This window comes from Pseudoxanthomonas kaohsiungensis (assembly GCF_010211765.1).
GTDB lineage: Bacteria > Pseudomonadota > Gammaproteobacteria > Xanthomonadales > Xanthomonadaceae > Pseudoxanthomonas > Pseudoxanthomonas kaohsiungensis.
Map to the genome: position 1 here is coordinate 171,187 of NZ_PDWO01000003.1, position 14,944 is coordinate 186,130.

Genomic DNA, 14,944 nt, shown 5'->3' on the forward strand with positions numbered 1-14,944 from the left:
GCGCCCATGTTCGCCTACTACTGCAACCTGGCCCTGCGCAGCTTCCGCCGCGACAAGGCACTGACCGCGCTGATGGTGCTGGCCATCGCGCTGGGCATCGGCGCGTGCATGACCACGCTGACCGTGTTCCACGTGCTCTCCGGCGACCCGATCCCGGGCAAGAGCGACCGCCTGTTCTACGTGCAGCTCGACCCGGCCGAGATGAACGACTTCACCCCCGGCGAGGAACCGAGCCAGCAGGTCACCCGCCTCGACGCCGAGACCCTGCTGCGCGAGAAGCGCGGCGCCCGCCAGGCGATGATGACCGGCGGCGGCGTGTCGATCACCCCCGGCAAGGAGGGACTGATGCCGTTCGTGAGCGACGCGCGCTACACCTCGGCCGACTTCTTCCCGATGTTCGACGTGCCGATGCTGTACGGCAACGGCTGGGGCGCCAGGGAGGACGACGCGCACGCCCGCGTGGCGGTGATCTCCCGCTCGCTCAACGACCGCGTGTTCGGCGGCGGCAACAGCGTCGGCAAGCAGCTGCGCATCGACCAGTCCGACTTCACCGTGGTCGGCGTGGTCGACGAGTGGCGGCCGACGCCGAGGTTCTACGACATGAACAGCGACCGCTACGGCGCGCTGGAGGACGTGTTCCTGCCGTTCAGCACCTCGCGCGACCTGGACATGGGCCGCAACGGCAGCATGGACTGCTGGGGCGACAGCGGCGGCGATTCCACCGGCGTCAACGCGCCCTGCGTGTGGATCCAGTACTGGGTCGAGCTGGACTCGGCGCAGAAGGCCGGCGAGTACCGCGACTACCTGGTCAACTACTCGGACCAGCAGCGCGCCTCCGGCCGCTACAAGCGCCCCACCAACGTGCGCCTGCGCAACGTCATGGAATGGCTGGAGTTCAACCGCGTGGTGCCCAACGACGTGGTGATGCAGCTGTGGCTGGGCTTCGGCTTCCTGCTGGTGTGCCTGGTCAACACCGTGGGCCTGCTGCTGGCCAAGTTCTTGCGCCGCGGCAGCGAGATCGGCGTGCGCCGCGCGCTCGGCGCCTCGCGCGGGGCGATCTTCACCCAGTGCCTGGTCGAAGCCGGCGCGATCGGCCTGGCCGGCGGCATCCTCGGGCTCGGGCTGTCGCTGCTTGGGTTGTGGGCGGTGCGCCTGCAACCGGCCAGCTACGCCGAGCTGGCGCACCTGGACCTGGGCATGCTGCTGCTGACCTTCGTCATGGCCATCGTCGCCAGCGTGCTGGCCGGCCTGGTGCCGGCATGGCGGGCGATGCAGGTCACCCCCGCGATCCAGCTCAAGAGCCAATGACGTAGAGCGGGGCCTGCTCCGCTGCTGTTGCCCTTCGAAACGACGCCCGGCCGCGCAGCCGCCGGAAGCACACCGAACAGCGGGGCAAGCCCCGCTCTACGCAAGACAACCCGGAGACGTTCCATGGACATCCGACCGATCCTGTCGACGCTGATGCGGCACAAGACCGCCGCATCGCTGATCGTCATCGAGATCGCGCTGACCTGCGCGATCATCTGCAATGCCCTCTTCATGATCAGCGACCGCATCCGCGAGGTTCGCGAGGTCAGCGGGCTGGTCGAGGACGAACTGGTCCGCGTGCAGATCCTGAGCATCGGCAGCGACGCCGACCAGTCCGCGCGCACCCGCACCGACCTGGCCAACCTGCGCGCCATTTCCGGGGTCAAGGATGCGACCGTGCTCAACCAGGTGCCGTTCGTGAACTCCTCCTGGAACAGCGGCGTGCGCCTGGCCCAGGAACAGCAGCAGTCCACGCTGAGCGCGACGACGTACATGGCCGAGGACCAGTTCATCGAGACCCTCGGGCTGAAGCTGGTGGCCGGCCGCGACTTCAACCCCGACGAGTACCAGGAGGCCTCCGACCTCCTGGATGGCCTCACCGAAGACGGCAGCGTGCCCGGCGCCATCATCACCCGCTCGCTGGCCGACAAGCTGTACCCCGGCGAGGATGCCGTGGGAAAGAGCTTCTACAGCTGGGGCGACAAGCCGATCCGCGTGATCGGCGTGGTCGAGCACCTGGTGCGGCCGAGCCAGATGGGGGGGCCGTCGGCGCGCGAGTACTCGATGGTGTTCCCGCTGCGCCCGCACTACAACCTCGGCGGCAACTACGTGATCCGCACCTCGCCGGAGCGGCGCGCGGAGGTGCTCGCGGCGGCCAAGAAGACCCTGCTGGCCAACGGCGCCGACCGCATCATCCTGGAGGACAACAGCAAGACGGTGGAGGAGCTGCGGCATGAGTTCTTCCAGGCACCGCGGGCCATGGCCTGGCTGCTGGGCATCGTCTGCGTGGCGCTGCTGCTGATCACCGCGCTGGGCATCATCGGCCTGGCCAGCTTCTGGGTGCAGCAGCGCACCAAGCAGATCGGCGTGCGCCGGGCACTGGGCGCCACCCGCGGGCAGATCCTGCGCTACTTCCAGACCGAGAACTTCCTGCTGGCCACCATCGGTATCGCGGTCGGCATGCTGCTGGCGTTCGCGATCAACCAGCTGCTGATGGGCAAGTACGAGATGGCGCGCCTGCCGCTGTTCTACCTGCCGGCCGGCGCGGTGCTGCTGTGGGCGCTGGGCCAGCTGGCGGTCTGGGCACCGGCGCGGCGCGCGGCTTCGATCCCGCCGGCCGTGGCGACCCGCAGCGTATGAACCGCCGCCACCAGGCGCGGCGCCACGCGCACCCCGGTTCCGCGACGCCCCTGCCCCGGGCCGCGTTCGCTGGCGTGCTGCTGGCGGTCGCCTGGCTGGCGGCCGGCCCGGCTTCGGCATCGGCCCCGGCCGGGGCGGAGCCGGCGGCCGGCGAGGCCGGCCTGGCGCAGACCATCGCGGCGCTGGACGCCGCCGTCTTCGATGCCTTCAACCGCTGCGCCGATCCGGCGCAGCTCGACCGCCATGCCAGCCACTTCGACCCGGCGGTCGAGTTCTACCACGACACCGGCGGGGTGACCTGGACCCGCGAGGCGATGCTGGCCAACACCCGCCAGTACGCCTGCGGCAAGTTCACCCGGGAACTGGTGCCGGGCAGCCTGGTGGTCCATCCGGTCCGCGGTTTCGGCGCGATCGCGCAGGGCCGGCACCGCTTCTGCCAGAACGGCGGCGGCACGTGCGACGGGCTCGCCGACTTCACGATCGTCTGGCAACGCCTGCACGACGGCCAGTGGCGCATCACCCGCGTCCTCAGCTACGGCCACCGCGCCAATCCCGGCCCCTGAGCCGGTACGATCCACCGTTCCTCCGCTTTCCTTGCCCTGGCGCCCATGTCCAACCTCCTCGTCATCGACGACAACCCCGCCGTCGCCACCGCGCTGGAGGTCCTGTTCTCGCTGCATGACATCTCCACCGTGCACGCCTCCTCGCCCGGCGAGGGCCTGGCGCTGCTGGACAGCGAGCCGGTCGACCTGGTGATCCAGGACATGAACTTCACCGCCGACACCACGTCCGGCGACGAAGGCCGCGCGCTGTTCGCGGCGATCCGCGAGCGCCACCCGGACCTGCCGGTGGTGCTGCTGACCGCCTGGACGCACCTGGAGAGCGCGGTGGAACTGATCAAGGCCGGCGCCGCCGATTACGTGGCCAAGCCCTGGCAGGATGCCAAGCTGCTGGCCACGGTCAACAACCTGCTGGAGCTGGCCGAGGCACGGCGCGAACTCGAGCAACGCCGCGACGGCGAACGCCGCCGCCGCGACGACCTGGCCCGCCGCTACGACCTGCGCGGGGCGGTGTTCGCCGATCCGGCCAGCGAGCGCGTGGTCGCGCTGGCCTGCCAGGTCGCGCGCTCGGACCTGCCGGTGCTGATCACCGGGCCCAACGGCAGCGGCAAGGAAAAGATCGCCGAGATCATCCAGGCCAATTCGGCGGTAAAGTCCGGCCCGTTCGTCACGGTCAACTGCGGCGCGCTGCCGGCGGAGCTGATCGAGGCCGAGCTGTTCGGTGCCGAAGCCGGCGCCTACACCGGCGCCAACAAGGCGCGCGAAGGCAAGTTCGAGGCCGCCGACGGCGGCACCCTGTTCCTGGACGAGATCGGCAACCTGCCGCCGGCCGGGCAGATGAAGCTGCTGCGCGTGCTCGAGACCGGCCGCTTCGCGCGGCTGGGCTCCAACCGCGAACGCCAGGTCAAGGTGCGCGTGGTCAGCGCGACCAACGCCGACCTCACCGCGATGATCCGCGAGGGCACGTTCCGCGAGGACCTGTACTACCGGCTCAACACCATCGAACTGGCGATGCCCCCGCTGGCCGAAAGGCCCGGCGACATCCTGCCACTGGCCGAGTACTTCGGCGACGGCGGCAAGCCGCTCTCGCCGGCGGCCGGAACGGCGCTGCAGCGGCATCCATGGCCGGGCAACGTGCGCGAGCTGCGCAACGTGATCCAGCGCGCCCAGCTGCTGGCCACCGGCCCCCGGATCGAAGTGGCCGACCTGGGGTTGCCGCGCGCGACCGCCGCGCGCGGCCCGGCACGCGAGCCCGAGCGCGAGCAGATCGAGGCGGCGCTGCAGCGCGCCGGTGGCGTGATCGCGCAGGCTGCCGCCGAACTCGGCATGAGCCGGCAGGCCCTTTACCGGCGCATGGAGCGCCACGGGCTCAAGCCGGCATGACCCCGGACGCCACCATGGCCCACCCCGCTTGAGCCGGCCCCGATGATCCGCCGCAACCTCACCCTGCGCCTGTTCCTGCGCCTGCTGCCGGTGCTGGCGCTCGCCGCGGCCTTGCCCTGGGCCTTCGCCTACTGGATCGACCGCGGCTGGATCCTGGCGGTGCTGTCGGTCGTGGTCCTGCTCGCGCTCATGTGGTGGGCGCTGCGACGCGCGCTGGCGCCGTTGAATGCACTGTTCCGCGCCCTGGCCGGCAGCGTCAACACCTACCGCGACGGCGAGTTCAACTTCGGCGTGCACTGGAGCAGCGACGACGAACTGGGCGAACTGGTCCGCGCGCACCGGCAGCTCGGCGAGGTACTGCGCGAGCAGCGGCAGGAACTGGTCCAGCGCGAACTGCTGCTGGACACCATGGTCCAGAACACGCCGGTGGCGATGCTGCTTTCGGCCGAGGGCGGCGACGGCGTGCGCCGGGTGGTGTACGCCAACCTGGCCTCGCGCAAGCTGCTCCACGACGGCCGCAAGCTGGAAGGCCTGCGCATGGCCGAGCTGATGGACAGCCTGGCGGTGGAACTGCGCGAAGCGGTGGCGCGCGGCGGCGACAGCCTGTTCGCGGTCCCCGGCGAAGGCGACGAGGAGGAGGTCTACCACCTGTCCCGGCGCAATTTCAGCCTCAACGGCCGCCGCCACGAGCTGCTGCTGATCCGCCTGCTGACCCACGAGCTGCGCCGCCAGGAAGTGCAGACCTGGAAGAAGGTCATCCGGGTGATCAGCCACGAGCTGAACAACTCGCTGGCGCCGATCGCCTCGCTCGCGCACTCCGGCGCCGAGCTGGTCCGGCGCGGCCGCCACGAGCGCCTGGGCGAGGTGTTCTCGACGATCGAGGATCGCGCGCGGCACCTGGAAGGCTTCATCCGCGGCTATGCGCGTTTCGCCAAGCTGCCGCAGCCGCAGCTGCAGGCGGTGGCCTGGGACGACTTCCTCGCCCGCCTGCAGCGCCAGATCGGCTTCGACCTGGAAGGCCCGGTGGCCGAGCTGCGCGCGCGGGTGGATCCGGCGCAGATGGAACACGCATTGCTGAACCTGCTCAAGAACGCGCACGAGGCCGGCAACGACGCCACTCCGCCCAGCGACGAGGTGCGCGTGCGCGTGCAGCGCCTGCCTGGCTGGTCCCGGATCGAGGTGCTGGACCGCGGGCCGGGCATGAACGAAGCGGTGCTGGAGAACGCGTTGCTGCCGTTCTATTCGACCAAGCGCAACGGCACCGGCCTGGGCCTGGCGCTGACCCGCGAGATCGTCGAAGCACATGGTGGCCGCCTCTCGCTGCAGAACCGCAGCGACCATGGCCTGTGCGTGGCAGTGATGCTGCCCGAAGCGGGCGCCTGATCGCGCCGATGCCCGCGCGCCCCTGAAGCCGCCGCAGGCGCGCTCGATCAGGCCTTCGGCTTCTTCTGCGGCCGCTTCCAGCCTTCGATCGTGGACTGACGCGTACGCGATACGGTCAACTCGCCGGCCGGCGCGTTGCGGGTGATCACCGAGCCGGCGCCGATGGTGGCGCCCGCGCCGATCTCGACCGGCGCCACCAGCGAGGAATTGGAGCCGATGAAGGCGCCATCGCCGATCACCGTGGCCGACTTGTTCACGCCGTCGTAGTTGCAGGTGATGGTGCCGGCGCCCACGTTCACGCCTGCCCCGATCGCCGCGTCGCCCAGGTAGGCCAGGTGGTTGGCCTTGCTGCCGACCCCCAGCACGGCCTTCTTGGTCTCGACGAAATTGCCGATGTGGACGCCGTCGGCCAGCACCGTTCCCGGTCGCAGCCGGGCATAGGGGCCGACCTGGGCGGCACCCTCGGTCACCACGCCATCGAGGTCGCAATGCGCGCGCACATCGGTGCCCGGCCCCAGCCTCACGTTCCGCAGCCGGGTGAACGGGCCGATGCGCACGCCATCGCCCAGCTCCACCTCGCCTTCGAGCACCACGTTGGCATCGATCTCCACGTCGCGGCCGACGCGCACGGTGCCGCGCTGGTCGAAGCGCGCCGGATCGACCAGGCGCGCGCCCTGCGCGCACAGCTCGCGGGCGCAGCGCAGCTGGAACGCGCGCTCCAGCTGGGCCAGCTGCCAGGGATCGTTCGCACCCTCGGCTTCCAGCGGATCGCCGACCAGCACCATCTCGGCGGCGTTGTACTCCTCGGCAGCCATGGCGAACACGTCGGTGAGGTAGTACTCGCCCTGGCTGTTGTCGCTGGACAGCCGCGACAGCCAGCGCTTCAGCGGATCGGATTCGGCGGCGATGATCCCGGTGTTGATCGTGCGGATACGGCGCTGCTCGTCGTCCGCATCGCGGTGCTCGACGATCGCCGCCACGCGACCCTGCGGATCGCGCACGATGCGCCCGTAACCGGCCGGGTCGGCCGGCTCGGCGACCAGCACGCGCAGCAGCCCGGGCGCGGCCAGGAGGCGGCGCAGCGTTTCCGGCGAGGTCAAGGGCACGTCGCCGTACAGGACCAGCACGTCCACGGCCTCGGGAATGTCCGGCAAGGCCTGCTGCACCGCATGGCCGGTTCCCAGCTGGCGGGCCTGCTCGACCCAGTGCAGGTCGTCGTGGCCGGCGAACGCGGCGCGCACCGCGTCGCCGCCATGGCCATGCACCACGTGGATGCCGGACGGCCGGAGCGTGCGTGCGGTGTCGATCACGTGCGCCAGCATCGGCCGGCCACCGACCGGCTGCAGCACCTTCGGCAAGGCCGACTTCATCCGCTTGCCCTCGCCGGCGGCGAGGATCACCACGTGCAATGCCTGGGTCATGGCGCGACCTGTCGTTGGATTGGCTCCAATTCTACGCTGGCCGTCCATGGCTGCAGGTGCGCGGCCCGCGCCGGTCCACAGCGGCCCATGTCGAACAGGAATCGAGGACACCAGGCGCACCCGCCGGCCGACACACCGGCATCAACTCCCCGGCCCGGCCCTACAATGGTGCCCTGCTAATACCCGCGGACGCACGCGCGCCGATGCCACTTTTCCGCCAAGGCGGCCACTACCTCGCATTCGGCCTGCTCCAGCTGCTGCTGGACTGGCTGCTGTTCGTCGGCTTCACGGCGCTCGGCGCGCCGGCCGCACCGGCCAACCTGGCCAGCCGCACCGCCTCCGCATTGCTGGGCTTCTGGCTCAACGGCCGCTACACCTTCGCCGACGGCCAGAACAGCCGCCTGGGCTGGCGCCGCTTCGCCCGCTTCTGGGCGCTGTGGCTGGTGATGACCGCGATCAGCAGCCTGTTGCTGGCCTGGGTCGAGGCGCAGCTCGGGCTGCAATGGGCCTGGCTGGCCAAGCCGGTCGTGGAGGCCGGCCTGGCCGTGGCCAACTTCTTCCTGCTGCGGCATGTCGTGTATCGCTGAGCCGCCTGTCGCGCGGCTCCACGGTGCCGCCTCGAACGACTCAGCGCTCGAGGAAGTTCTTCAGCAACGCGTGGCCATGCTCGGTCAGGATCGACTCCGGATGGAACTGCACGCCCTCGACCGGATGCTCGCGGTGGCGCAGGCCCATGATCTCCTCGAACGAGCCGTCCTCGTTCTCGGTCCAGGCGGTGATCTCCAGTTCCGGCGGGAGCGAGTCGCGCTGCACCACCAGCGAGTGGTAGCGCGTGGCCTCGTAGGCGTCCGGCAGCCCGGCGAACACACCGCGCCCCTCGTGGCGGATCCGCGAGGTCTTGCCGTGCATGATGTTGCCCGCGCGCACCACCGTGCCGCCATAGGCCTGGCCGATGCTCTGGTGGCCCAGGCACACGCCGAGGATCGGCGTGTTCGCACCCATCCGGCGTATCACCTCCAGCGACACGCCCGCCTCGTTGGGCGTGCACGGGCCGGGCGAGATCACGATGCGCTCCGGCTTCAGCCGGGCGATCTCCTCCACGGTCATCGCGTCGTTGCGAACCACCTTCACCTCGGCGCCGAGCGACTGCAGGTACTGCACGAGGTTGAAGGTGAAGCTGTCGTAGTTGTCGATCATCAGCAGCATGTCGCGCCTATCTATTTGATTTAATTACACTATGTAACGAGCCATGCGTGAGGATACCCGCTCATATACCCGCAATCTGCTGCTGCAGGACCCAAAAATCGATGCTCAGATCAGATCTCGTCCGCACGCGACATTGTGCGGCCGATCTAGTCCTGAATCGCCTTCAGCAGGCAGTCCTTGGCGTCCGAGTAGAACTGGATGTCGATCCGGGTCGCCATGTCGTCCGACAGGTCGATGAGCTGGCGCCGGCATGACACCGGCATCAGCAGCGCGCTGGCGCCCTTCTCTACCCCGAGTTCCACCAGGTTGACGGGGTCATGGACCGGCTCGATCGAACCGCCCAGGTTCACCTCGCCCACCACGATCAATCCCCCGCGCGCACTGCGCTTCAGCAGCGCCGTGCACAGGGCCACCAGGCAGGCCACCCCCAGCTTGCCGCCAGCCTTGGCGGCATCGAACGCCCGAAGCTGGGCGGTGAACTCGTGCTGTCGCGGATCCTTGTCTCCGACCAGTTGCTGCGCCCGCGCGTAGAGGTTCTGCTCGGCGTAACCCATGCTTTCGCGGAACGCCGGCGGCACAGGCTTGTTGAGGATCTTCACGCCCGATCCCGGCCCCTCGTTGACCTCGATGCGGAACAGCCCCGGATGCTCGTCATCAGCGCCCGGGCTGATCGTCCACACCTGTCCCGGTTCCAGCGGGTCCTCGCCAATGCCTCCGGCACTTTGCAGCTCCGGCGTCGATACGAAGCGCTCCACGCCGTCCTCGCCCAGCACGTAACTGAAGTGGGTGTTGCGGAACTCGGCGGCGCCGATCCGCTTCTGCTGCTCCTTGACCCGTCGCCGCGCCTCAAGCGCGATCCGTACGGCCCACTCGATATCCTCATCCGGCACGTCGACCGCGGCGGGATACAGCAGTTTCAGCAGCCCGCTTACCGTCTTGTTGACCGCCGTCGTGTCACGCCCGGAAAGCGCACCGCCGTACTGCACACGCCCCTGCAGCAGCCCCACGCGGCTCTCGCCACGCAGCTGGCTCCAGCATTCCGACAGGAAATCGCTCACCAGGCCGAAGTGGTCGGTCAGCAGATCCTTGTTGACCTTCGGCACGTCCCAGCCAGGCAGGAAGGCGTGGATTCGATCCATGAAGGCCGTATCGTCCCGCATCTCGGGAGGCATCGGCCCCAGCAGGTGCCCGATGCGCTGCTGATGCTCCACGTCCACATCGAAGTTGCCCACCAGCACGATGCTGCCATCGGCACGGATGCTCTCCTTGCCGCGGCTGAACTCACCGGACTCCATGTAGCCCTTCATGATGTTCACGCCGTCCTTCTGGTCGAAGGAGATGCCGGAGACCTCGTCGAAACACACCACGTCGTACTGGCAGACCAGGCCGCGCTGACCGGTCGAGTTGTTCACGAACATCTTGGCCACGGTGGCCTTGCCGCCGGAAATCAGGTGGGCGTAGGGCGACACCTGCTGGAACAAGTGGCTCTTGCCAGTGCCCCTCGGCCCCAGTTCAACCAGGTTGTAGTTGCGCTCGACGAACGGAACCATGCGCAGAAGCAGCGCGTCCTTCTGCCGGTCGGAAAGCCCCTCCGCCTCCATGCCGATCGAGCGCAACAGGAAATCCTTCCACTGCCCCGTCGTGAAACCGGCCCGCGCCTGACCCAGCTTTTCCAGCACGTCGCGACTCGACAGCTGGATCTCCCGGATGGACTCGATGCCGAAGGGCCGGCCGTTCTTCTCCTGGGCAATGGTGGCGTCGTAGCCCAGGGAAATCTCGGCGTAGAAGCCACCGGTCAACATGCGCTCGTGCTGGCTTACCAGCTCGGCATCGATGCGCACATCCTTGAGTTGCAAGCTTGGCAGAGTCGCCAGATAGCTGTCGGTCTTGGTATCCAGCCTCGCAGTGATCAGGTCGATCAACTTGATCTGGCCCTGCTCCCTGGCTCGCGACTTGAACAGCTCCTGCTCGCCCGCCTTGACCGTACGGGACTGCAGCTGGCGCTGGACGATCTCCAGCCCCTCTTCGATCTCCGCCGGATCCACGCTGGCGCAGTAGCGACCCAGCAGGAACTCCACCACATAGGTCGGCACCGGAAATTGCCGGCTGAAGGTCCTGACCAGATCCTTGCGGACCAGGTAGCCGTCCAGGGCATCAACCGCCAGACGATCAATCTGGTCGAGCTGCACGCTCATTCGTTCACTCCAATGGAAACCGCTCGCTGGGCGAGCAATACGCCATCCGCATCCACAACAACCACAAAAGCTGGCCGACCTTCCAGATCCTCGTCCTCAACGACCAGCGAACAGGTGCCATGCCCCGAGAACGGCTTGCTGGCAACTACAACGCTGCTGGCCGGATCGCCCGCCCGCAGCCGCACGTCTGCTTGCAGCCCCTCCACAGGAGTTTCCAGCGAGACCGAGACCCGCAACCCCTTCCAGCCGATGTCACCGATCCGCACAGTCCGAATCGCGGACGTCGCCTGGGAGCTCACTGCGAGCTGCAACGTCAGACATTCCTGCAGGCTCAAGCCACCGTGCGCGTACTCCTCGCCCTTCTTGTAGCAGGCGATCCCGTCGGCCAAGGCAAAGGACTGGCCTGGATCCCAGTACCACGGGTACAGGCGCTCGTCGGAATGCGCCCCATCCTTCAACACAGCGCAGCGCCCCCACTTGGTAGTCGCAAGCGCCTTGGGCAACTCGATCTTGGGCAGCTCGCCCGGCAGCAACAGCCAGCCATGGTCCGTCACCACTCTCACCTGACCCCAGCCGGCGTCCAACAGGGCCGCGATACGCGCCGAAATCTCAGCCAGCAACGCCTGCGCATGCAACGCGAGCTTCCAGCCGCGCGCATGACCCTCCTGGTCGATATCGCCAAACTCGCACCAGGCTTGCCCGCCCGGCTCACCGACCTCGTTTCCCGTCAGCACCTGCCAGCCAGCGTCCGTCAGCACTTTGCGAAGTTGCTGGGTGCTCAGACTGGATCCGGTTGCGGCGACATCAGGAACGAAATCATCTGCTCCCGGCTGGCCCATGAAACGGTCGGCCACCGGCGACACCGCGGCCTTGCCGGTCGCAGTTACGCTGGGCAGGGCTATCCATGTCGGATGCTCGGTGACTTCACGCCCCCCATCAGCGAGCAGGCCAGCCAACCGGCGCCCGAGGTCGAATCGAAGCCCATCCACGAACAGCACGCACTGGTTCTTCGCAATGTAGGCCGGGGGCTTGCCTTCGCGTACGCCGCCCGGAGACCGGGTCGCATGCACCAGCGTCTGCAGCTGACGCGCAGCCTCTTCCATCCAGGGTAGATAGACACTGCGGATCGCTGCGGTGATTGCCGCATGGTCCTGCGGTGACTCGGCGTACTCCAGGGCACGCAGCACCGCGTCATCGGCCTGCCAGCCGCTGGTTGAATACAGCGTCTGCATGTCCTGAATCGTAGCCGCTGCCGCGGATCGGGAGGTGGCATCGGCCAATTGCGCCAGCGGTGCCATCGCCAGCGCCAGAGAAGCCTCGCCGAGGGACGCCCACGCCAGGTCGCGCCGCGCACGATGGTCGCGCTCCAGCCGCAGCAACTGCTCCCGTGCCTCGTGTGGCGGCCGGTGGGCCAGCACATTGAGCGAAGCGCGCAGATCGTCCTCACGCTCCTGGTTCCATTGAGGCCAGCCGCCCGCGGTGTCGGCACCCGTCAGCATGTCGAACACCGGCGGCGTGCAGCGGCGGATCAGTTTCGGAATATTCCGGTACCGCGCAGGGGCTTCTTCATAGCGCTGCCACACGAGCTTCCAGGGCCCGGATCGCGCCGCCAGCTTCGCCGCCGCAGCCAGCTCTCCATCGTCGGGCTGAAACGCAAACTTCGCCTTGCTGACCCGTTTGAACGCCGCCCAGGCGCTGTCATCCCTCGCTTCACGGAAGGCGGTTGGCGCATCCATCCAAAGCAACAGATCGCGGACCGGATCGCCGCCAGTCAGCAGCGTGTTGAACCACGCGCTATCCAGTCGACGTGCGCGCAGCACCTCAAGCGGCTGATCCATGACCTGCGGAAGCGCTAGCAGCAGCGCATCACGGGTTTCCTTGTCCTGGCCCACATCCAGCCCCAGGCCACCCTGCACGGCCTTGAGGAAGGCGCGTACGGTCCAGTCCTTGGCGTTGGCCTGGGAGAAAATCTGGCCGCGATACTGAAGTTCCGCAAGAGGTCGGAGCGGTTCCGGGCATTGCTCAACAGCCCGCAGGTCCTGGCGACTTACTTCAGGCAGGTAGAGGACGGGGGGATGTTGGCCATCCAGCTTCACCGAAGCGATCTGCCCGGCGATGGCGCAGCGCAGCCAGATCGCCGGCCCGGTGCGATGCGCCTCGTCAACCGGGCCCAGCACCAGCAGCTCGGGCAGCTCAGCCTGCAGGGCCGCGATCACAGGCCGCCACTGGCCTTCCTTGTCCGGCCACAGGATGCAGTGCGGCCCACACTCCACGTCCCGGTTGAAACGGGCCGCGCGGCGCAGCGCCTGTGCCAGCGCCTGCAGAGGGCTGGTGGCTTCGGTCATGATCATGCACTCACTCCAAAACTCCGGCGCAAGCGAGAGAGCAGCGCGTCGGGCGCCTCGGCAATCTCGAGCTCGCGCAACAATTCGGCGGATACGACCGGTTCCACCTCCCGGCAGAACCCGGTCATATCGGTCCGGATCGCGTCAAACACTTCGATCCGATCGTCCTCGGACAGCAGCTGCGACAGCCGCAGCACGTCGTTGCGATGCTTGCGGATATGGCGGCTGTCCACTGCATCGGGGTCAACGGCCTTCCGGGACACAAGATCAAGCCACGCGCGCGCCTTCAGCGGAATCAGCGCCCGTTCGGTGACGATCCGCACACCGTCCAGTTGGTGGGTGTGCGCATGCAGAAAGCGGTAGTAATCCTGGTCCAGCAGAATCGCAGAGAGGCTCTCCACCTGCTGGTCGAAAGGTACCGGTGTCAGGTGGGCGCCCTGCGCCAGCGGAAGATACCCGGGTTCACGGGCAAAGAACTCCAGCATGTGGGGGTACTTCGCATCGGCAGGCTTGGCGAAGCGATAGAAGTTGCGTCCATGCTCACCATGCTGACGCACTTCATAACCACCCGCTTCGATGAAGTCCCACAGCTTCTGCCCGAACGCGGCATCCAGCGCCTCCACGCACAGCACGATATCCAGATCCCTGGTCGCCCGCGCCGGCAGGGCCGCCGCTTCCAGCACCAGCTGGGTCGCCACACCTCCGATGAGCGCATAGCGTGTCTCGTCGCCGGCAAAGAACGCAGCGAACGTATCCAGCCCCCTCACCATGCGACCTGCTCCATCAAGTCCTCCAGCGCCAACTGCACCCGCTCATCCTTACTGTCATGCAGGCTCAGGAACAGCGACAGCGGGTCAACCACTCCCCCGGTGGCGGTCGCTTCCGGCGGGTAGCGCCAAAGCTCGACCACGCAGGTTCCGGCGTCCGGGGTCGGGATGTGCCTGGCACCAATCTCCTTGGGCCACTGGCGGCTGGCGATGGCGTAGGCGGGCTCGGCCGGATCGGCCAGATCGGTCTGGGTTGCCAGCGCACTCTCACCCGCTCGCAGAGTCACCTCCCGAGGCAGATCGGCCTGAAGAATCCGCAGCCGTTGACGAACCGGCGTCCGCAGCAGGGGCTGCGTACGCTGCCAGACAACAGCCGCAGGACCGGCCAGTACAAACACCCGCGTCCGTCCCTGCGTCTCGCTATGCACCAGGCCACTGCCTTCCAGTGCCTTCACCGCCTGGCTGACGCTGGCTGCCGTGCAGCCAAGGGCCTCTGCGGCCACGGCAATGGTCACGGGCGGCAGCAGCCGATCCAGCAGCAATGCGATCAACAACTGCTGGGCCGCCGGCCCCAGATTGCTTACCGGCGCCGGCGGCAGCCGCTGCGGGCGCTGGAGGGTTTCGGCGCTGCCGATGGCCGGCCAGAACAGCTGTCGGCCGGGCACGACAAAGGGTTGCCCCAGCTCCACCAGGCGCGTGCGCAGGTACGGAGGCAGGTGCTCCGCCACAAGACACACGCCCGCGACGGGCACGTCCAGACCATCGACCAGTTGATCCAGCTGTTTACGCAAGGCCAAAGGAGCAGGCGGCTCAGCCTCGCGCAGGAAGGCCGCTGCCCAAATTTGCTCGCCAAGACTGACCAGATATGGCTCGTAACGCTGTTTCAGGTAGCCGGGCAACGCACCAGCCGGCCAGTCGAGCCACACTGGCGCCTGGCCGGTGAGCTGCTGAACATAAGCCTGAAACTGGGCGACAAGCGGCTGCATGGGCGGGAGACTAAAACTAAATTACACTAAA

12 protein-coding genes are annotated in these 14,944 nt (G+C 67.9%); 6 read left to right on the plus strand and 6 right to left on the minus strand.

All coding sequences use genetic code 11. The features are described from left to right. The first annotated feature begins 6 nt into the window (after positions 1-6). The 5 genes from CSC66_RS05050 (at position 7) to CSC66_RS05070 (ending at position 5,993) form a co-directional block, all read left to right on the plus strand. On the plus strand, positions 7-1,308 hold the full coding sequence (locus tag CSC66_RS05050) for an ABC transporter permease (protein WP_162376301.1): 1,302 nt from the start codon (positions 7-9) through the stop codon (positions 1,306-1,308). Positions 1,309-1,431: 123 nt separating this feature from the next. Then, on the plus strand, positions 1,432-2,667 hold the full coding sequence (locus tag CSC66_RS05055) for an ABC transporter permease (RefSeq protein WP_162376302.1): 1,236 nt from the start codon (positions 1,432-1,434) through the stop codon (positions 2,665-2,667). Beyond that, a complete protein-coding gene (locus CSC66_RS05060; RefSeq protein ID WP_162376303.1) occupies positions 2,664-3,230 on the plus strand; it encodes a nuclear transport factor 2 family protein in 567 nt (188 codons plus the stop codon). The genes CSC66_RS05055 and CSC66_RS05060 overlap by 4 nt, the downstream gene beginning before the upstream one ends. A 45-nt stretch (positions 3,231-3,275) precedes the next feature. Next, positions 3,276-4,610 (plus strand): sigma-54-dependent transcriptional regulator, encoded by a 1,335-nt coding sequence (locus CSC66_RS05065; protein ID WP_162376304.1) that lies wholly within the window; start codon positions 3,276-3,278, stop codon positions 4,608-4,610. 42 nt (positions 4,611-4,652) lie between these two features. Beyond that, positions 4,653-5,993: a sensor histidine kinase gene (locus CSC66_RS05070; RefSeq protein ID WP_162376305.1), complete on the plus strand. Its 1,341-nt coding sequence runs from the start codon at positions 4,653-4,655 to the stop codon at positions 5,991-5,993. Between the two features lie 47 nt (positions 5,994-6,040). Here CSC66_RS05070 and glmU read toward each other — a convergent pair whose 3' ends face one another. Further along, positions 6,041-7,414, minus strand: coding sequence for a bifunctional UDP-N-acetylglucosamine diphosphorylase/glucosamine-1-phosphate N-acetyltransferase GlmU (gene glmU / locus CSC66_RS05075; protein WP_162376306.1), 1,374 nt, complete (start codon positions 7,412-7,414; stop codon positions 6,041-6,043). A gap of 203 nt (positions 7,415-7,617) precedes the next feature. Between glmU and CSC66_RS05080 the strand changes: the two genes are divergently transcribed. After that, complete coding sequence (locus CSC66_RS05080; protein ID WP_162376307.1) at positions 7,618-8,001, plus strand: GtrA family protein; 384 nt, start codon at positions 7,618-7,620, stop codon at positions 7,999-8,001. Positions 8,002-8,041: 40 nt separating this feature from the next. Here the strand turns inward: CSC66_RS05080 and CSC66_RS05085 are convergent, their stop codons facing one another. From CSC66_RS05085 to CSC66_RS05105, 5 genes are all read right to left on the minus strand, one after another. Further along, complete coding sequence (locus CSC66_RS05085; protein ID WP_162376308.1) at positions 8,042-8,620, minus strand: anthranilate synthase component II; 579 nt, start codon at positions 8,618-8,620, stop codon at positions 8,042-8,044. Positions 8,621-8,766: 146 nt separating this feature from the next. Continuing rightward, positions 8,767-10,815 carry a BREX system Lon protease-like protein BrxL gene (brxL, locus tag CSC66_RS05090; RefSeq protein ID WP_162376309.1) on the minus strand — a complete coding sequence of 683 codons (2,049 nt, stop codon included), beginning with the start codon at positions 10,813-10,815 and terminating at the stop codon, positions 8,767-8,769. Beyond that, positions 10,812-13,166 carry a BREX-1 system phosphatase PglZ type B gene (gene pglZ / locus CSC66_RS05095; RefSeq protein WP_162376310.1) on the minus strand — a complete coding sequence of 785 codons (2,355 nt, stop codon included), beginning with the start codon at positions 13,164-13,166 and terminating at the stop codon, positions 10,812-10,814. Before pglZ ends, brxL begins: the two co-directional genes overlap by 4 nt. After that, positions 13,163-13,930, minus strand: coding sequence for a hypothetical protein (locus tag CSC66_RS05100; RefSeq protein ID WP_162376311.1), 768 nt, complete (start codon positions 13,928-13,930; stop codon positions 13,163-13,165). Before CSC66_RS05100 ends, pglZ begins: the two co-directional genes overlap by 4 nt. Continuing rightward, positions 13,924-14,913 carry a hypothetical protein gene (locus CSC66_RS05105; protein ID WP_162376312.1) on the minus strand — a complete coding sequence of 330 codons (990 nt, stop codon included), beginning with the start codon at positions 14,911-14,913 and terminating at the stop codon, positions 13,924-13,926. Before CSC66_RS05105 ends, CSC66_RS05100 begins: the two co-directional genes overlap by 7 nt. Positions 14,914-14,944 lie beyond the last annotated feature (31 nt).